14 protein-coding genes are annotated in these 15,484 nt (G+C 60.0%); 1 reads left to right on the top strand and 13 read right to left on the bottom strand.

Going from position 1 to position 15,484, the window contains the following annotated elements; all coding sequences use genetic code 11:
- Positions 1–75 precede the first annotated feature (75 nt).
- On the top strand, positions 76–1,152 hold the full coding sequence (locus ACZ9BX_RS17240) for a TraB/GumN family protein (protein WP_476219116.1): 1,077 nt from the start codon (positions 76–78) through the stop codon (positions 1,150–1,152).
- Positions 1,153–1,204: 52 nt separating this feature from the next.
- Here ACZ9BX_RS17240 and lpdA read toward each other — a convergent pair whose 3' ends face one another.
- The 13 genes from lpdA to ACZ9BX_RS17175 form a co-directional block, all read right to left on the bottom strand.
- Positions 1,205–2,611, bottom strand: a complete 1,407-nt coding sequence (lpdA, locus tag ACZ9BX_RS17235; RefSeq protein WP_476219114.1) for a dihydrolipoyl dehydrogenase — start codon at positions 2,609–2,611, stop codon at positions 1,205–1,207.
- A gap of 26 nt (positions 2,612–2,637) precedes the next feature.
- Complete coding sequence (locus ACZ9BX_RS17230) at positions 2,638–3,276, bottom strand: LysE family translocator (RefSeq protein ID WP_476219113.1); 639 nt, start codon at positions 3,274–3,276, stop codon at positions 2,638–2,640.
- Between the two features lie 18 nt (positions 3,277–3,294).
- Entirely contained in the window at positions 3,295–4,047 is a 753-nt protein-coding gene (locus ACZ9BX_RS17225) for an SDR family oxidoreductase (protein WP_476219111.1), read from the bottom strand.
- Positions 4,044–4,598, bottom strand: coding sequence for a hypothetical protein (locus ACZ9BX_RS17220; protein ID WP_476219110.1), 555 nt, complete (start codon positions 4,596–4,598; stop codon positions 4,044–4,046). Before ACZ9BX_RS17220 ends, ACZ9BX_RS17225 begins: the two co-directional genes overlap by 4 nt.
- A gap of 53 nt (positions 4,599–4,651) precedes the next feature.
- Positions 4,652–5,908 (bottom strand): 2-oxoglutarate dehydrogenase complex dihydrolipoyllysine-residue succinyltransferase, encoded by a 1,257-nt coding sequence (gene odhB / locus ACZ9BX_RS17215; protein WP_476219109.1) that lies wholly within the window; start codon positions 5,906–5,908, stop codon positions 4,652–4,654.
- Between the two features lie 29 nt (positions 5,909–5,937).
- Positions 5,938–6,255 carry a YciI family protein gene (locus ACZ9BX_RS17210; RefSeq protein ID WP_027511708.1) on the bottom strand — a complete coding sequence of 106 codons (318 nt, stop codon included), beginning with the start codon at positions 6,253–6,255 and terminating at the stop codon, positions 5,938–5,940.
- Positions 6,256–6,268: 13 nt separating this feature from the next.
- Entirely contained in the window at positions 6,269–9,253 is a 2,985-nt protein-coding gene (locus ACZ9BX_RS17205; RefSeq protein ID WP_476219108.1) for a 2-oxoglutarate dehydrogenase E1 component, read from the bottom strand.
- Positions 9,254–9,417: 164 nt separating this feature from the next.
- Positions 9,418–10,323, bottom strand: coding sequence for a succinate--CoA ligase subunit alpha (gene sucD, locus ACZ9BX_RS17200; protein ID WP_027511710.1), 906 nt, complete (start codon positions 10,321–10,323; stop codon positions 9,418–9,420).
- A 3-nt stretch (positions 10,324–10,326) separates the two neighbouring features.
- Positions 10,327–11,523 (bottom strand): ADP-forming succinate--CoA ligase subunit beta, encoded by a 1,197-nt coding sequence (sucC, locus tag ACZ9BX_RS17195; RefSeq protein WP_476219107.1) that lies wholly within the window; start codon positions 11,521–11,523, stop codon positions 10,327–10,329.
- A gap of 19 nt (positions 11,524–11,542) precedes the next feature.
- Positions 11,543–12,505 carry a malate dehydrogenase gene (gene mdh, locus ACZ9BX_RS17190; RefSeq protein ID WP_027511712.1) on the bottom strand — a complete coding sequence of 321 codons (963 nt, stop codon included), beginning with the start codon at positions 12,503–12,505 and terminating at the stop codon, positions 11,543–11,545.
- A gap of 177 nt (positions 12,506–12,682) precedes the next feature.
- Positions 12,683–13,846 carry a cell division protein ZapE gene (gene zapE, locus ACZ9BX_RS17185; protein ID WP_476219105.1) on the bottom strand — a complete coding sequence of 388 codons (1,164 nt, stop codon included), beginning with the start codon at positions 13,844–13,846 and terminating at the stop codon, positions 12,683–12,685.
- A gap of 46 nt (positions 13,847–13,892) precedes the next feature.
- Complete coding sequence (locus tag ACZ9BX_RS17180) at positions 13,893–14,399, bottom strand: protease inhibitor Inh/omp19 family protein (RefSeq protein ID WP_476220056.1); 507 nt, start codon at positions 14,397–14,399, stop codon at positions 13,893–13,895.
- Between the two features lie 296 nt (positions 14,400–14,695).
- Complete coding sequence (locus tag ACZ9BX_RS17175) at positions 14,696–15,475, bottom strand: succinate dehydrogenase iron-sulfur subunit (protein WP_476219103.1); 780 nt, start codon at positions 15,473–15,475, stop codon at positions 14,696–14,698.
- Between the last annotated feature and the right edge of the window lie 9 nt (positions 15,476–15,484).

Genomic DNA, 15,484 nt, shown 5'->3' with positions numbered 1-15,484 from the left:
CGCATTCTCTTAAAGGAATATGCGCCGGAAAGGCGTAGAGCAGAGATTGACATGGACTGCGAGCGGAACACCATCATGACGATTTCCATCGGCCACCGCGCCTTCGGAATTGCGCGGCCGGGCAATATCCTGCTCTTGCTGATCGCGGCCTTGCATATGCTGCTTGCAGCTACCCTTCTCGCTACGCTCCTTTCGGTGTCTTCAGCTCAGGCTGCCGACGATACTTGCACCGGCAAGAATCTGATGACCGAGTTGCAGCAAAAAAACCCTGCCCGCTATGCAGAGGTCGTCAAGGAAGCGGATGCGGTGCCGAACGGCAAAGGCATTTTCTGGAGAATTGAAAAGCCTGGTCTGAAGCCTTCGTGGCTGCTTGGCAGCATGCACGTCACCGATCCGCGCGTGCTCGACCTGCCGCCCTATGCCCAGGCAGCCCGCGATAGCGTCGATACGATTATCATCGAATCCGATGAGATCCTGAGTGAGAAAAAGGCGGCAGCGGCGCTCCTTGCCCGGCCGGACCTCACCATGTTCACCGATGGCACGACGATCGAAAAACTGCTCTCGCCTGAAGATTATGCCCGTCTCGACGCGGGCCTCAAGCAACGCGGCATTCCGCTCGCCGCCGTTTCACGCATGCGACCGTGGATGATTGCGAGCGCCGTCGCGCTCCCCGCCTGCGAGATTTCTCGCAAGGCGAAGGGCATCCAGTTCCTCGATCAGGAAATCGCAGCCGACGCTGCCGCCGAAGGCAAGCAGGTGCGCGGGCTTGAAACGCTCGCCGAACAACTGCAGGCAATGGCCGAACTTCCGGTCGAATTTCACCTGAAGTCACTGATCGAGACCCTGGAGCTCGGCTCCAAGATGAACGACGTCGTGGAAACGATGACCGATCTCTATCTCTCCGGCGATATCGGCATGACCATACCAATGCTGAAGACGGTTTCGCCGGACGGCAAGAACGAGGAGAGCGACTACGCCAGCTTCGAGCAGCGCATCATCCTTGACCGCAACAAAATAATGGCCGAGCGCGCCGCCCCCATCCTCGCTAACGGCAATGTCTTCATGGCCGTCGGCGCGCTTCATCTTCCTGGGGAGGCTGGCGTGGTCGAACTGCTCCGCAAGCAGGGTTTCACTGTTAGCACCGTGAATTGAAAAAGCCGCAGCCTTTTCGAACTGCGGCTTTTGATCCGGATACCTTCGAAGCTTACATATGGATCGGCTTGAAGAAGGCAGCGAGTGCTGCTTCCTTCACGGCTTCGGACATTGTCGGATGCCCATGGCAGGTGCGGCCGAGATCCTCGGCAGAACCGCCGAATTCCATCAGGACGGCAATCTCGTGGATCATCTCGCCGGCACCGAAGCCGACGATATGGCCGCCGAGAACGCGGTCCGTTGCCTTGTCCGACAGGATCTTCACGAAGCCGTCCGTCGCGAGCATGGCGCGAGCGCGGCCATTTGCGGTGAACGGGAACTTGCCAACCTTATAGGCGATGCCTGCAACCTTCAGCTCTTCCTCGGTCTTGCCGACGGAAGCGACTTCCGGCTGTGTGTAGACGACGCTCGGGATGACATCGTAATTCACATGACCGGCCTGGCCGGCAAGGATTTCGGCAAGCGCCACGCCTTCGTCTTCCGCCTTGTGCGCCAGCATCGGACCCTTCACGACATCGCCGATCGCATAAATGCCAGCGACATTGGTATTGAAGTGGCCGTCGATCTCGACGCGGCCGCGATTGTCGAGTTTGACGCCCGCTTCTTCAAGACCAAGGCCCTCAGTATAGGGCATGCGGCCAGTGGCGATAAGAACGACTTCCGCGTCAAGCGTCACCTTGTCGCCTCCCTTGACCGGCTCGAAGGTCACCTTCGCACCCTTGCCGCCCTTCTCGACGCCGACAACCTTGGCGCCGAGATTGAAGTCGATGCCTTGCTTGGCGAGCATGCGCTGGAACTGCTTGGCGACATCGCCATCCATGCCGCCCAGAATCGTGTCGAGATATTCGACGACGGTTACCTTCGCGCCGAGGCGCGACCAGACCGAACCAAGTTCGAGGCCGATGACGCCGCCACCAACGACGATCATCGTTTCCGGCACCTTCTCCAGCGCAATACCACCGGTCGAGGAGATGATCACTTTTTCATCGAATTCAACTTGGACCCCCGGAATGCCGGCAACATCGGAGCCAGTGGCGATCACGATGTTCTTGCCTTCGATTTCCTGCGCCTTGCCATCGTCGCCCATCACGGAGACTTTCCCGGCCGAAACGATCTTGCCAGTGCCCTGGAAGGCATCGATCTTGTTTTTCTTGAAGAGGAAGGCGACGCCGTCGACATTCGCCTTCACCGTCGTATCCTTATGCGCCAGCATCTTTTCGAGATTGAGCTTCGGAGCCGTCACCTCGATACCGAGCGCTTCCATGCCGTGACCGGCGTGATGGAACATTTCGGAAGCGTGCAGCAGCGCCTTGGAGGGGATGCAGCCGACGTTGAGGCAGGTGCCGCCGAAGGTCGCGCGCTTTTCGACGACCGCGACCTTGAGGCCAAGCTGGGCCGCCTTGATCGCGGCGACATAGCCGCCGGGGCCGGTTCCGATAATGATCACATCATAGGACATTATTTCTTTTCCTTTGCTTTAATCGTTTAGTCGGCCGCGCGGGTGAGTGCGAGGCGGAAGCCGAAGCCAACCAATGCGGCGCCGGTGATGCGGTTGAACCATTTGCCGCTGGCAATGAAGCGGTCGCGGATGGGCTTGACCGTGAAGAAGATCGAGACGCCGGCAAACCATGCAACGAGTGCGGATGCCATGCCAATGCCATAGCCGAACTGGATCAGCGCCGGCGTATCGTGATGCACCAGCGTCGAAAACAGCGACAGGAAGAAGAGCACCGGCTTCGGATTAAGGGCATTGGTGATGAAACCCGTGCCGAGGCACTTGATCGCCGAAAACGGCCTGCGATCCGCCTCCGTGACATCGATCTCATTCACCTTAAAGCCGGGCTCGCGGAAGGATTTGATGCCGAGATAGACCAGATAGGCCACACCCGCCCACTTGATCATCGCAAACAGCATCAGGGACTGCGACACGACGAGGCCGAGGCCGAGGATCGTGTAGCTGATGTGGAAGAGCAGCGAAAAACCCATGCCGAGGCCGGTCATCATCGCGGCGCGGCGGCCATGCACGATGCTCTGGCGAAGGATCACGGCAAAGTCGGCACCCGGAACGACGATGAAGATCGAGAAGATGGCCATCAGGCCCAGGAATTCAAACATATATTGCATCGTTTCGCCCTTTGCGACCTAGCGTCCGCCACTGACGTTGAGGACTGCACCCGTGACATAAGAGGCTGCCGGAGAAAGAAGATAGAGCACGGCATCGGCTACCTCCTCCGCCGTTCCCGACCGCTGCATCGGAATGCTCGGCGCCATATCGCGCGCACGGTCCGGCAATCCGCCGGAGGCGTGAATATCGGTGTCGATAATTCCCGGGCGGATCGCATTCACCCGAATGCCTTCAGCGGCGACTTCGCGGGCGAGCCCGATCGTGAAGGTATCGATCGCAGCCTTCGATGCGGCATAATCCACATATTGCGACGGCGATCCGATGATCGCAGCCATCGACGAGATGTTGACGATCGCTCCGCCCTTGGCGCCGTGCTTGCTCGACATGCGGCGCACGGCTTCCGCCGCGCAGAGAATGGAGCCGGTGACGTTGACGCGCATCATCCGCTCGATGCGATCGACGCTCATTTCGTCGACGCGCTGAGCCTTATCGATGATCCCGGCATTGTTCACCAGCCCATCAAGCCGGCCGAAATGGTGATCAACGGTTTCGAACATCAAAGCGATATCAGCGGCGTTGCCGACATCGCCTTTCACGGCAATCGCCTCGCCACCGTCCGCCGTGATCGCTTCAATGACGGCATCCGCGGCGACCTTGTTCGAGGCGTAATTCACGGCAACCCGCCAGCCTTGCATAGCAGCAAGCCTTGAGACGGCAGCACCGATGCCACGGCTTCCGCCGGTCACGAGCAGAACAGGCGCATCGCTCATTTCGCGCATTCCTTGAAGGTCAGGACGTCCCAGGGCGCGACCGTCGCCTTGCCTTCGCCCCAGATCGAGGACTCGCGGATCGCCGGACCAAAACCAGGTAGCACGATCCTATCTGCGGCGCTCGCCGTCTCGGCTTGAAGGTTGTCCAGTTCGCCCGCAGCACTGACGCTGTAGACCGGGCCCTGCCAGATCGTGCAGGCGTCGAGGTCGGCACCTGTCACATCCCCACCTGGGCAATTGAACATGATTATGCCGATCGCACGATCCGGATCCTCCGACGGCATTACATAGCCGTCCAGGGAGATCGAGGTTTTCACCACACTGATCTTGAACTGGTTGCTTGCAGCAGCAGCATCGGAACCGAGCGGCGAAAAGCGGAGTTCGTAGGCATCATTGCGATCCGCATAGACAGCATTCGACTGCTTGCAATCGGCCGGCAGCGCAGCACCCGTCATCGCGCACAGGAAGAACGGCGCCGCCAAGGCAGCGGCCAGTTTCAGCCTAACGATGCGATGCGAACTGCCGTCCACCGCCGGAACTCCACGCGCCATAAGGCACTCCTTGCCGCGAAAAACAGGGCCGCTCGTGCGGCCCCATCATTCTCTTAGAGATCGAGAACCAGGCGCTCCGGATCTTCCAGGCTTTCCTTGACGCGGACGAGGAAGGTCACGGCTTCCTTGCCGTCGACGATGCGATGATCGTAGGAGAGGGCGAGATACATCATCGGACGGATGACGATCTGACCGCCGACGACGACCGGACGGTCCTGGATCTTGTGCATCCCGAGAATGCCCGACTGCGGTGCGTTGAGTATCGGCGAGGACATCAATGAGCCGTAAACGCCGCCATTGGTGATCGTGAAGGTGCCGCCCTGCATGTCGGCCATCGAGAGCGTGCCGTCGCGCGCAGCCTTGGCAAGACGGCCAAGGTCCTTCTCGATCTCGGCGATCGACATTTGGTCGGCATCGCGGATGATCGGAACAACCAGGCCTTTGTCTGTGCCGACGGCCATGCCGATGTGGCAGTAATTCTTGTAGATGATGTCGGTGCCGTCGATCTCGGCGTTGACGGCCGGCAATTCCTTCAACGCATGCGTCACGGCCTTGGTGAAGAAGCCCATGAAGCCGAGCTTAACGCCGTGTTTCTTCTCGAAGACGTCCTTATACTTGGCGCGCAGGTCCATGACCGCCTTCATGTCCACCTCATTGTAGGTGGTGAGCATGGCTGCGGTGTTCTGCGCATCCTTCAGACGCTTGGCGATCGTCTGGCGCAGGCGCGTCATCTTCACGCGCTCCTCGCGGGTGGCGTCCTCCACCGTCGACGGGCCACGGGCTGCAGCGGGAGCCACAGGCGCAGCGGCCGGCGCGGAAAGACCCTTGGCGACGGCAGCGATTACATCGCCCTTCAGCACCTGGCCGCGCTTGCCGCTGCCTTCGACTTGATCGGCCGAGAGATTGTTTTCAGCAAGCATCTTGGCGGCAGCCGGCGCCGGCGGCATCGTCGAAACCGGGGCGGAAGCAACCGATGCTGCAGCGGCAGCGGCCGGAGCGGCAGGCGCTGCCTCGGCCGGAGCCGCGATGGCCGGCTCGGCGGCCTTTGCGGGAGCGGCAGCCGGGACAGCAGCGCCCGCGGCGATCTGGCCAAGCAGCGCGCCGAGACCAACGGTTTCACCAGCCTGAGCGACAATTTCGGACAGCGTGCCGGAGGTGGGTGCTGGTACTTCGATGGTCACCTTGTCGGTTTCAAGCTCAAGAATCGGCTCATCGGCCTTGATGGCGTCGCCAACCTTCTTGAACCAGGTGCCGACGGTTGCCTCGCTGACGGATTCACCGAGAGTTGGAACGCGGATTTCTGTGGCCATTGTTCAAATCCTGATTTGGTTGTTTTCATTTATTCGTTTCCGGCACCAGACGGCCGGAGAATGATCGAGGGCATCGGCAAAATTTCGAAGTGAAAACCGAAAGCGGAGCGGATGATCGGATCGGCATCGGCGAGCGCTTTCGCGGCCTCCTGATCCTCGACCGAGACGACAGCCATGCCCCAGGCACCTTCGCCCTCGAAGACGGGGCCGACAGCAATTGCCGATCCCGCTTCTGCGTTCTGGCGCCAATATTCGGCATGCCGTTCCATCGCAGCCATTTCCTCCTCGGTCGCGTCGTTCGGAAAGTGGGAACGAGGCGGCACGAGTCTCAAGAAGAAATATGCCATCGTCCCCAACTCCTCAGCCGCCCAGCGCATCCTCGAGGAATGCGGCGAGCTGCGACAGATGCTTGGACATCAGGCCCGTTGCAGGTGAAGCCGCAGCCGGACGTCCGGTGTAGCGCACGCGCTGGTACTTCGCATCGATGTGGGCGAGAACCCATTCGAGATATGGATCGATGAACGACCATGCCCCCATGTTCTTCGGCTCTTCCTGGCACCAGACCATTTCCGCATTGCGGAAGCGGGAGAGCTCGTTGATGAGCGCCTTGGCCGGGAAAGGATAGAGTTGTTCGACGCGCAGCAGGTAGACATCATCGACACCGCGCTTCTCGCGCTCTTCCAGAAGGTCGTAGTAGACCTTGCCGGAACACATTACGACGCGGCGAATCTTGTTGTCCTTCTGCAGTTTGATCGGCCCGTCCTTGATGACCTCCGCGTCGTCCCAGAGAAGACGATGGAAAGAGGATTCGCCCGCCATCTCTGCGAGGCCCGAAACCGCCCGCTTGTGGCGCAGCAGCGACTTCGGCGTCATCAGGATCAACGGCTTGCGGAAGTCACGCTTCAGCTGACGGCGCAGGATATGGAAATAGTTCGCCGGCGTCGTGACGTTGGCAACCTGCATGTTGTCTTCCGCGCAAAGCTGCAGGAAGCGTTCGAGGCGGGCTGACGAGTGCTCCGGACCCTGACCTTCGTAGCCATGCGGCAGCAGGCAGACGAGACCCGACATGCGCAGCCACTTGCGTTCGCCCGACGAAATGAACTGGTCGAAGACGACCTGCGCACCGTTGGCGAAGTCGCCGAACTGGGCTTCCCAGAGTGTGAGCGCATTCGGGCGGGCCAGCGAATAGCCGTATTCGAAGCCGAGAACAGCCTCTTCGGAAAGCATCGAATTGATGACTTCGTAACGGGCCTGCGTCGGCGACAGGTTGGCGAGCGGGATATAGCGTTCTTCAGTTTCCTGATCGTAGAGGACCGAATGGCGCTGCGAGAAAGTGCCGCGTTCGCAATCCTGACCCGAAAGGCGGATCTTATGTCCTTCGAGGCAGAGCGCGCCGAATGCCAACGCCTCACCCATTGCCCAGTCGATGCCTTCGCCCGTCTGGATCATGTTGGCCCGGTTTTCCATGAAGCGCTGGATCGTGCGGTGCGCGTGGAAGCCCGCCGGGATTTCCGACAACTTGCGGCCGATCTCCTTCAACTGCTTCATCGGCACGGCCGTCTTGCCACGGCGCTGCTCGTCGGCGTTGTCTGCCGTGCGCAGGCCAGACCATTCGCCGTCCAGCCAGTCGGCCTTGTTCGGCTTGTAGGATTGCCCGGCCTCGAACTCCTGCTCGAGATGGGCGCGCCAGTCGGCCTTCATCTTCTCGACTTCGCCTTCGGTCAGCAGGCCTTCCGCAACTAGACGCTCGGCGTAAAGCTGGAACACCGTCTTGTGGCCACGGATAACCTTGTACATCTTCGGCTGGGTGAAGGACGGCTCATCGCCTTCGTTGTGGCCGTAGCGCCGGTAGCAGAACATGTCGAGCACGACCGGCTTGTGGAACTTCATGCGGAATTCGGTCGCGATCTTGGCTGCGTAGACGACAGCTTCCGGATCATCACCATTGACGTGGAAGATCGGTGCCTCGATCATCTTCGCAACATCGGACGGATAGGGCGACGAGCGGGAGAAGGCCGGGTTCGTCGTAAAGCCGATCTGGTTGTTGATGATGACGTGCATCGTGCCGGCGACACGGTGGCCGCGGAGTCCCGAAAGGCCGAGAATTTCAGCGATGACGCCCTGACCAGCGAAAGCCGCGTCGCCATGGATCAGCAACGGCAGAATCTTGGCGCGCTCGGAGAGCGGAATGATATCGCCTTCCCAGACGGTGGCGCTCATATCCTGCTTGGCGCGGACCTTGCCCATGACGACCGGATCAACGATTTCGAGGTGCGAAGGGTTTGCCGTCAGCGAGACGTGAACCTTGTTGCCGTCGAATTCGCGGTCGGAAGATGCGCCGAGATGGTACTTCACGTCACCTGAACCCTCGACCTCGTCGGGTGCATAGGAACCGCCCTTGAACTCGTGGAAGATGGCACGGTGTGGCTTGCCCATGACCTGGCTAAGCACATTCAGGCGGCCGCGATGCGCCATGCCGAACACGGCTTCCTTGAGGCCGAGGTGGCCGCCGCGCTTCAGGATCTGCTCAAGAGCCGGGATCAGCGATTCACCGCCATCGAGGCCGAAGCGCTTGGTGCCCTTGAACTTGACGTCGAGGAATTGCTCGTAGCCTTCCGCCTCGATGAGCTTCGCAAGGATCGCCTTCTTGCCTTCCGGCGAGAATGCGACGCCTTTGTCCGGTCCTTCGATGCGTTCCTGGATCCAGGCCTTTTCTTCCGGATTGGACATGTGCATGAACTCGACGCCGAGTGTCGAGCAATAGGTCCGCTCGAGAATCTCGATCATCTGCGGAATGGTCGCGTATTCGAGACCGAGCACGTTGTCGATGAAGATCTTGCGATCATAATCGGCTGGGGTGAAACCGTAAGCTTCCGGCGACAGTTCCTTGTAGTCTTCGACCGCCGCCGCGATGCCGAGCGGATCGAGCTTGGCATGCAGATGGCCGCGCATGCGATAGGCACGGATCATCATGATGGCACGGACGGAATCGCGCGTCGCCTGGAGAATGTCGGCGCCGTCGGTCGGCTTGCCCGCAGCTTTGGCCTTTGCCTTCACCTTGGTTTCGATGACCTTCTCGACCGTGCCCCAATCGCCGTCGAGCGCCGATACGAGATCGCCGCCGGCCTGGATCGGCCAGTGCTTCTTGCGCCAGGAAGCACCCTTGGCCGCCTTCTTCACATCGTTCGGATCGTCTTCCAGAGCCTTGAAAAAAGTCCGCCACTGATCGTCGACCGAAGACGGATCCTCCTCGTAGCGCGCATAGAGCTGCTCGATATAGGCAGCATTGGCGCCATCCAGAAACGAGGTGATCTGAAACTGCTCGTTGGCTTCTTGCCGTGCCATGGTTTTACGCGGACGCTTTCCGCCCGCCTCCTGACTTTGATGAATTTGCCGGCTCTACCCGGCTGCCGCATTCGAATTTGCCGCCTGTCCGCGGCACATCTGCTGTCGAAACTTGGGGCCGGGCGGAAGCGCAGATGCTTTCTTCCGCCCGGGTATAAGTTGGCTTAGCCCTTGAGGACTTCAACCAGCGTCTTGCCGAGACGGGCCGGAGACGGGGACACCGTGATGCCAGCCGATTCCATGGCCGAGATCTTGTCTTCCGCACCGCCCTTGCCGCCGGAAATAACGGCGCCGGCATGGCCCATGGTGCGGCCGGGAGGTGCCGTACGCCCGGCGATGAAGCCGACCATCGGCTTCTTGCGTCCGCGCTTGGCTTCGTCCTTCAGGAACTGAGCCGCATCTTCTTCGGCCGAGCCGCCGATTTCGCCGATCATGATGATCGACTTGGTTTCGTCGTCCGCAAGGAACATCTCGAGTACATCGATGAACTCGGTGCCCTTGACCGGGTCGCCGCCGATGCCGACAGCTGTCGTCTGGCCGAGGCCTTCATTCGAGGTCTGGAAGACGGCTTCGTAGGTCAGCGTGCCGGAGCGCGAGAGAACGCCGACCGAGCCCTTGCGGAAGATGTTGCCCGGCATGATGCCGATCTTGCATTCCTCAGGCGTCAGAACGCCCGGGCAGTTCGGACCGATCAGGCGCGACTTCGACTTGTCGAGCTTGGACTTGACCTTGATCATGTCCTCGACCGGAATGCCTTCCGTGATGCAGATGATGAGCGGGATCTCCGCTTCGATCGCCTCGATGATCGCCTCGGCGGCGCCGGCCGGCGGCACATAGATCACCGATGCATCGGCGCCGGTCTTTTCCTTGCCCTCGGCGACGGAGGCGAAGATCGGTAATTGCGCTTCGCCTTCGAGCGATCCCCAGGTCTCGCCGCCCTTCTTCGGATGGATGCCGCCCACCATCTTGGTGCCGTAATAAGCAAGCGCCTGCTCGGTGTGGAAAGTGCCGGTCTTGCCGGTCAGCCCCTGGACCAGGACCTTGGTATCTTTGTTGACGAGAATGGACATGCCTTAGTTCCCTTTCACAGCAGCGACGATCTTCTTCGCCGCGTCGTCAAGATCGTCGGCAGGGATCACGTTCAGCCCGCTCTCTCGTATGATTTTCTTGCCGAGTTCTACATTGGTGCCTTCGAGACGGACGACCAGCGGCACCTGGAGGCCCACTTCCTTCACTGCCGCAATCACGCCTTCGGCGATGACGTCGCAGCGCATGATGCCGCCGAAGATATTGACCAGGATGCCTTTCACGGCCGGATCAGCGGTGATGATCTTGAAAGCCGCGGTGACCTTTTCCTTCGAAGCACCGCCGCCGACATCGAGGAAGTTCGCAGGCTCGGCACCGTAGAGCTTGATGATGTCCATGGTCGCCATGGCAAGGCCTGCACCATTGACCATGCAGCCGATATTGCCGTCGAGGGCAACGTAGGCGAGGTCGTATTTGGAGGCTTCGATTTCCTTCTCGTCTTCTTCCGTTTTGTCGCGCAGCGCAACGATATCTTCGTGACGGAAGAGCGCATTGCCGTCGAAGGATACCTTGGCGTCGAGGACGCGCAGGCGGCCGTTCTTCATGACGATCAGCGGATTGACTTCGAGCAGGCTCATGTCCTTTTCGACGAACGCCTTGTAGAGGATCGGAAACAGCGTGTCACCATCCTTGCGGGCGTCGCCTTCGAGCCTCAGAGCGTCCGCAAGCTTCTTGCTGTCCTCAGCCGTCACGCCCTTTGCCGGGTCGATCGCGACAGTGATGATCTTCTCGGGCGTGTCGTGCGCAACGGTCTCGATGTCCATGCCGCCTTCGGTCGAAACGACGAAGGCAACCTGACCGACGGAACGATCGACGAGGATCGAGAGATAAAGTTCGCGGTCGATATCGGCGCCGTCTTCGATGTAGAGGCGGTTGACCTGCTTGCCGGCAGGACCGGTCTGCTTGGTAACCAGCGTATTGCCAAGCATTTCCTTGACATTGGCGGTGACTTCGTCGATCGACTTCGCAAGGCGAACGCCACCCTTGGCTTCCGGCGAGAGCTCCTTGAATTTGCCCTTGCCGCGGCCGCCGGCGTGGATCTGGCTCTTCACGACGTAGAGCGGACCCGGCAATTGCTTTGCAGCAGCCTCAGCCTCGTCGGCCTTGAAGATGGCCACACCTTCGGCGACGGGCGCGCCATAGCTCTTCAGCAGAGCCTTGGCCTGATATTCATGAATGTTCATGGGTTTATCCCTGTTTCGATTACTTCAGCGCGGGGGCGATGTTGATGCAGGCTTCGCACAGCCCGGCGACAGCGCCGACGGACTTGTCGAAGGCTTCCTTCTCGGCCTTGTTGAGGTCGATCTCGATGACGCGCTCGACGCCGCCGGCGCCGATAACTGTCGGAACGCCGACATACATGTCCTTGACACCGTACTGTCCGGTAAGATGTGCCGCGCAGGGCAGGACGCGCTTCTTGTCCTTGAGGTAGGATTCAGCCATTTCGATTGCCGAAGCAGCCGGAGCATAATAGGCCGAGCCGGTCTTCAGCAGGCCGACGATTTCGGCGCCGCCGTCACGGGTGCGCTGGATGATTTCCTCGAGGCGTTCCTTGGTGACCCAACCCATTGTGACGAGGTCGGTGAGTGGAATACCGCCGACGGTCGAGTAGCGGGCGAGCGGCACCATCGTATCGCCATGGCCGCCGAGAACGAAAGCCGTGACGTCCTGGACGGAAACGTTGAACTCCTTGGCAAGGAAGAGGCGAAAGCGCGACGAGTCGAGAACGCCGGCCATGCCGACAACTTTGTTGGCCGGAAGGCCGGAGAACTTCTGCAGCGCCCAAACCATGGCGTCGAGCGGATTGGTGATGCAGATGACGAAAGCGTTCGGGGCGTACTTCTTGATGCCGGCGCCGACCTGCTCCATGACCTTGAGGTTGATGCCGAGGAGGTCGTCGCGGCTCATTCCCGGCTTGCGCGGAACGCCGGCGGTGACGATACAGACATCTGCGCCCTCGATGGCGGAATAATCGCTGGCACCCGTCAGATTGGCATCGAAGCCTTCGACCGGAGACGACTGCGCGATATCGAGGCTCTTGCCCTGCGGAATGCCGTCGGCAATGTCGAAGAGAACGATGTCACCGAGCTCTTTCAGGCCGGCGAGATGTGCCAGCGTGCCGCCAATCATGCCAGAACCGATAAGTGCGATCTTGTTACGCGCCATTTCGCTGTTTCCTTTGCGATCAAAATCAGTCGGGCGGCGCGTCCAAGCGTCGTCCAATGCCGCAATCGCATAGCCTTAAAGCCAAAAAATGGCAACGTGTTATTTTTGGTGCAGCAATTTCAATCGTTTAGATATAAAAATTCTTACGTAAACGTAAGATATTTCGTCACCAAATTGTTACTCGGCGGCATGCTTTTCATGGTGCACCGCAAGATATTCTGCGCTGCGCATCTCGAAAAGACGCGAGGCGGTCCGATCGAATTCGAAGCCTTCCGTCCCACGCCGTTCGACCAGCAAATCTTCCGGCATTTCCGCTGCGGACGCATGAAGCCGCACGCCGTGATCGTAGAGCGTGTCGACGAGAATGATGAGGCGCTTCGCCTGGTTCCGCTTGTCCGGACCCAGTTTTGGGATGCGGTCGACAAAAATCGTATCGAAGCGCTTGGCGATTGCGAGAAAGTCTGCAGCACCGAGCGGCTTCTCGCAAAGATCGGCAAAGGAAAAGCGCGCCATGCGATCGACCGCGAGCGGCACATGGATCGAGCGGCCTTTCATCGGAATATCGAGGGGCTGCGCCTTGCGCCCGTGCAGCGCCTGCGCCCAGGAAGCATCCATCGCCATATCCGTCCGCTCGTCGATCGGCGTCAGATAGACGGGCTGGCTGTTCAGCTTCTCCATCCGGTAATCCGTCGGGGAGTCGAGCGTCACGACCTCGACATTCTTCTTGAGGAGACCGATGAAAGGCAGGAAGAGACCGCGATTGAGGCCGTCCTTATAGAGATTGTCAGGTTCGACATTCGAGGTCGCGATGAGCACGCAGCCGCGCGCAAAAAGCTCCGAGAACAGCCTCGAGAGGATCATCGCATCAGCGATGTCCGTCACCGTAAACTCGTCGAAGCAGAGGAGTTCGGCCTCCTCGTAAAGTGCGGCCGCCACCGGCGGCACGGGATCGGCTTGCTTTATCTCGCCGTTCTTCAGCTTGAGCCGGTGCGCGGCGATGCGGTTGTGGACATCGGTCATGAACTCATGGAAGTGCGCACGGCGTTTCTTGGAACAGGGCGCCATCCCGTAAAAGATATCCATCAGCATTGTCTTGCCGCGGCCGACGCTGCCATGAATGTAAAGCCCTTTGATGTGATCCTCCGCCTTCTTCTTCGGAGCGAAGAGCCAGCCGAGCGAGCTGGATTTCGCGGCGGGGCGGCGGCGCTTCAGTTCAAAAAGCACCCGATCGAGGCTTTTTGCCACATCCATCTGCGCTGAATCGATCTGGAGAGCGCCTGAAGCTGTCAGCGATTTCAAGTGCTCGCTGACGCTCGAAGTATAATCGGGGATAGGCTGCATGGAGAAGTCCGCCTACGCGTCGTCGGCGGGGTGGCCGCCGGTTGTCTTACCGGCTGAGGGTGATCGGCTGGCCAGTGCTCGTCTGGCCACTGAAGCTGTTGTCGGCCGTCTTGTAGACGCTGCCGATCTGGTTGCCGCTGCGATCCTTGAGAAGAACCTGCTTGCCTGCAACTTCCCAAGAGCCCATCGCCGTCAGCTCGCCGACGCAGCCGCGCGTGCCGCCGCGCGAGCCGCTGCCGAGATTGGTGAGCGTCAGGAACATGTCGCAGCTGCCGTTGACGCGCCAGCTGCCGACCATGGATTCCTTGGTGACGTCAAGTGCATTGGCCGCCATGGCACCCGGCTGGCCCGGAGTCGCCGGCGCCGCCGTCGGAGCGGCGGGAAACTGCGAAGCGCCCGCAGGCGGCGGCAGCTGCCCGCCCTGGACGGAAGGAACAGGCTGCGCGGTCAGCGGTGCCGGCGAGCTGTAACTCGCATTGTCATATGCCGTGCGCTGGCAGCCCGCCAATGACAGAACAACCGCCACACCCGTCATCGCATATCGCAACTGCATCATCATGCTCCCGATTGTCCGCTCTTGCAGCACAGAATTGGTCATCAGACTAATTTCGAATTAACGTATTTCACTTTAGTTAATCAAGTCGGCACAGCCATAAATTGCTCGCGACAACGCTTATGCCGGAAATAGAGCAATTCAACTTGCCTGCCGGAGAACTTCCTGCAGATAGAATTTGTCAGCAAGGTGATGATCTGCACGATCTATCGCCGGATTCGGACCGGTGGGGGCAAAAACTCGGTAAGACCCGGCGCCGCCTCTCTGAGCGCCGGGCAATTGGCGAGCATCGGCTATCAAATCCGGCGCTCGACCATCATCTTCTTGATCTCGGCAATAGCCTTTGCCGGATTGAGGCCTTTCGGGCAGGTCTGCGCGCAGTTCATGATCGTGTGGCAGCGGTAAAGCCGGAACGGATCTTCGAGGTCGTCGAGACGTTCGCCGGTCGCCTCGTCTCGGGAGTCGATCAGCCAGCGATAAGCCTGCAGCAGGACGGCCGGGCCGAGATAGCGGTCGCCGTTCCACCAATAGCTCGGACAAGAGGTCGAGCAGCAGGCGCAGAGAATGCACTCGTAGAGGCCGTCTAGCTTCTGGCGTTCCTCGTGGCTCTGCTTCCACTCCTTGGCGGGTGCCGGAGATATAGTCTTCAGCCAGGGTTCGATCGAGCGGTGCTGCGCATAGAAATTCGTCAGGTCCGGAACGAGATCCTTCACCACCGGCAAATGCGGCAACGGATAGATCTTCACCGTGCCCTTGATCTCCTCCATGCCCTTCGTGCAGGCAAGCGTGTTCGTGCCGTCGATATTCATCGCGCAGGAACCACAGATGCCTTCACGACAGGAACGGCGCAGCGTCAGCGTCGGATCGATCTTGTTCTTGATGTAGAGCAGGCCATCAAGCACCATCGGGCCACAGTCGTCGATATCGATATAGAAGGTGTCGATCGACGGGTTCTGTCCGTCATCCGGGCTCCAGCGGTAGACGCGGAATTCGCGGGTGTTCTTTGCGCCCGCCGGCTTCGGCCAGACCTTGCCTTCGCGCATCTGAGAGTTCTTGGGGAGAGCGAGTTCAACCATGTCCAGTCC

The sequence above is a fragment of the Rhizobium sp. USDA 3886 genome (assembly GCF_056279785.1).
The sequence above is the reverse complement of the archived record's forward strand: the minus strand, read 5'-3'. Positions and strand labels throughout refer to the sequence as shown.

Bases quoted from the DNA above. Each gene is read 5' to 3' on its own strand.
- ACZ9BX_RS17240 (WP_476219116.1), top strand. From the start codon at position 76: ATGACGATTTCCATCGGCCACCGCGCCTTCGGAATTGCGCGGCCGGGC.
- lpdA (WP_476219114.1), bottom strand. From the start codon at position 2,611: ATGTCCTATGATGTGATCATTATCGGAACCGGCCCCGGCGGCTATGTC.
- ACZ9BX_RS17230 (WP_476219113.1), bottom strand. From the start codon at position 3,276: ATGCAATATATGTTTGAATTCCTGGGCCTGATGGCCATCTTCTCGATC.
- ACZ9BX_RS17225 (WP_476219111.1), bottom strand. From the start codon at position 4,047: ATGAGCGATGCGCCTGTTCTGCTCGTGACCGGCGGAAGCCGTGGCATC.
- ACZ9BX_RS17220 (WP_476219110.1), bottom strand. From the start codon at position 4,598: ATGGCGCGTGGAGTTCCGGCGGTGGACGGCAGTTCGCATCGCATCGTT.
- odhB (WP_476219109.1), bottom strand. From the start codon at position 5,908: ATGGCCACAGAAATCCGCGTTCCAACTCTCGGTGAATCCGTCAGCGAG.
- ACZ9BX_RS17210 (WP_027511708.1), bottom strand. From the start codon at position 6,255: ATGGCATATTTCTTCTTGAGACTCGTGCCGCCTCGTTCCCACTTTCCG.
- ACZ9BX_RS17205 (WP_476219108.1), bottom strand. From the start codon at position 9,253: ATGGCACGGCAAGAAGCCAACGAGCAGTTTCAGATCACCTCGTTTCTG.
- sucD (WP_027511710.1), bottom strand. From the start codon at position 10,323: ATGTCCATTCTCGTCAACAAAGATACCAAGGTCCTGGTCCAGGGGCTG.
- sucC (WP_476219107.1), bottom strand. From the start codon at position 11,523: ATGAACATTCATGAATATCAGGCCAAGGCTCTGCTGAAGAGCTATGGC.
- mdh (WP_027511712.1), bottom strand. From the start codon at position 12,505: ATGGCGCGTAACAAGATCGCACTTATCGGTTCTGGCATGATTGGCGGC.
- zapE (WP_476219105.1), bottom strand. From the start codon at position 13,846: ATGCAGCCTATCCCCGATTATACTTCGAGCGTCAGCGAGCACTTGAAA.
- ACZ9BX_RS17180 (WP_476220056.1), bottom strand. From the start codon at position 14,399: ATGCAGTTGCGATATGCGATGACGGGTGTGGCGGTTGTTCTGTCATTG.
- ACZ9BX_RS17175 (WP_476219103.1), bottom strand. From the start codon at position 15,475: ATGGTTGAACTCGCTCTCCCCAAGAACTCTCAGATGCGCGAAGGCAAG.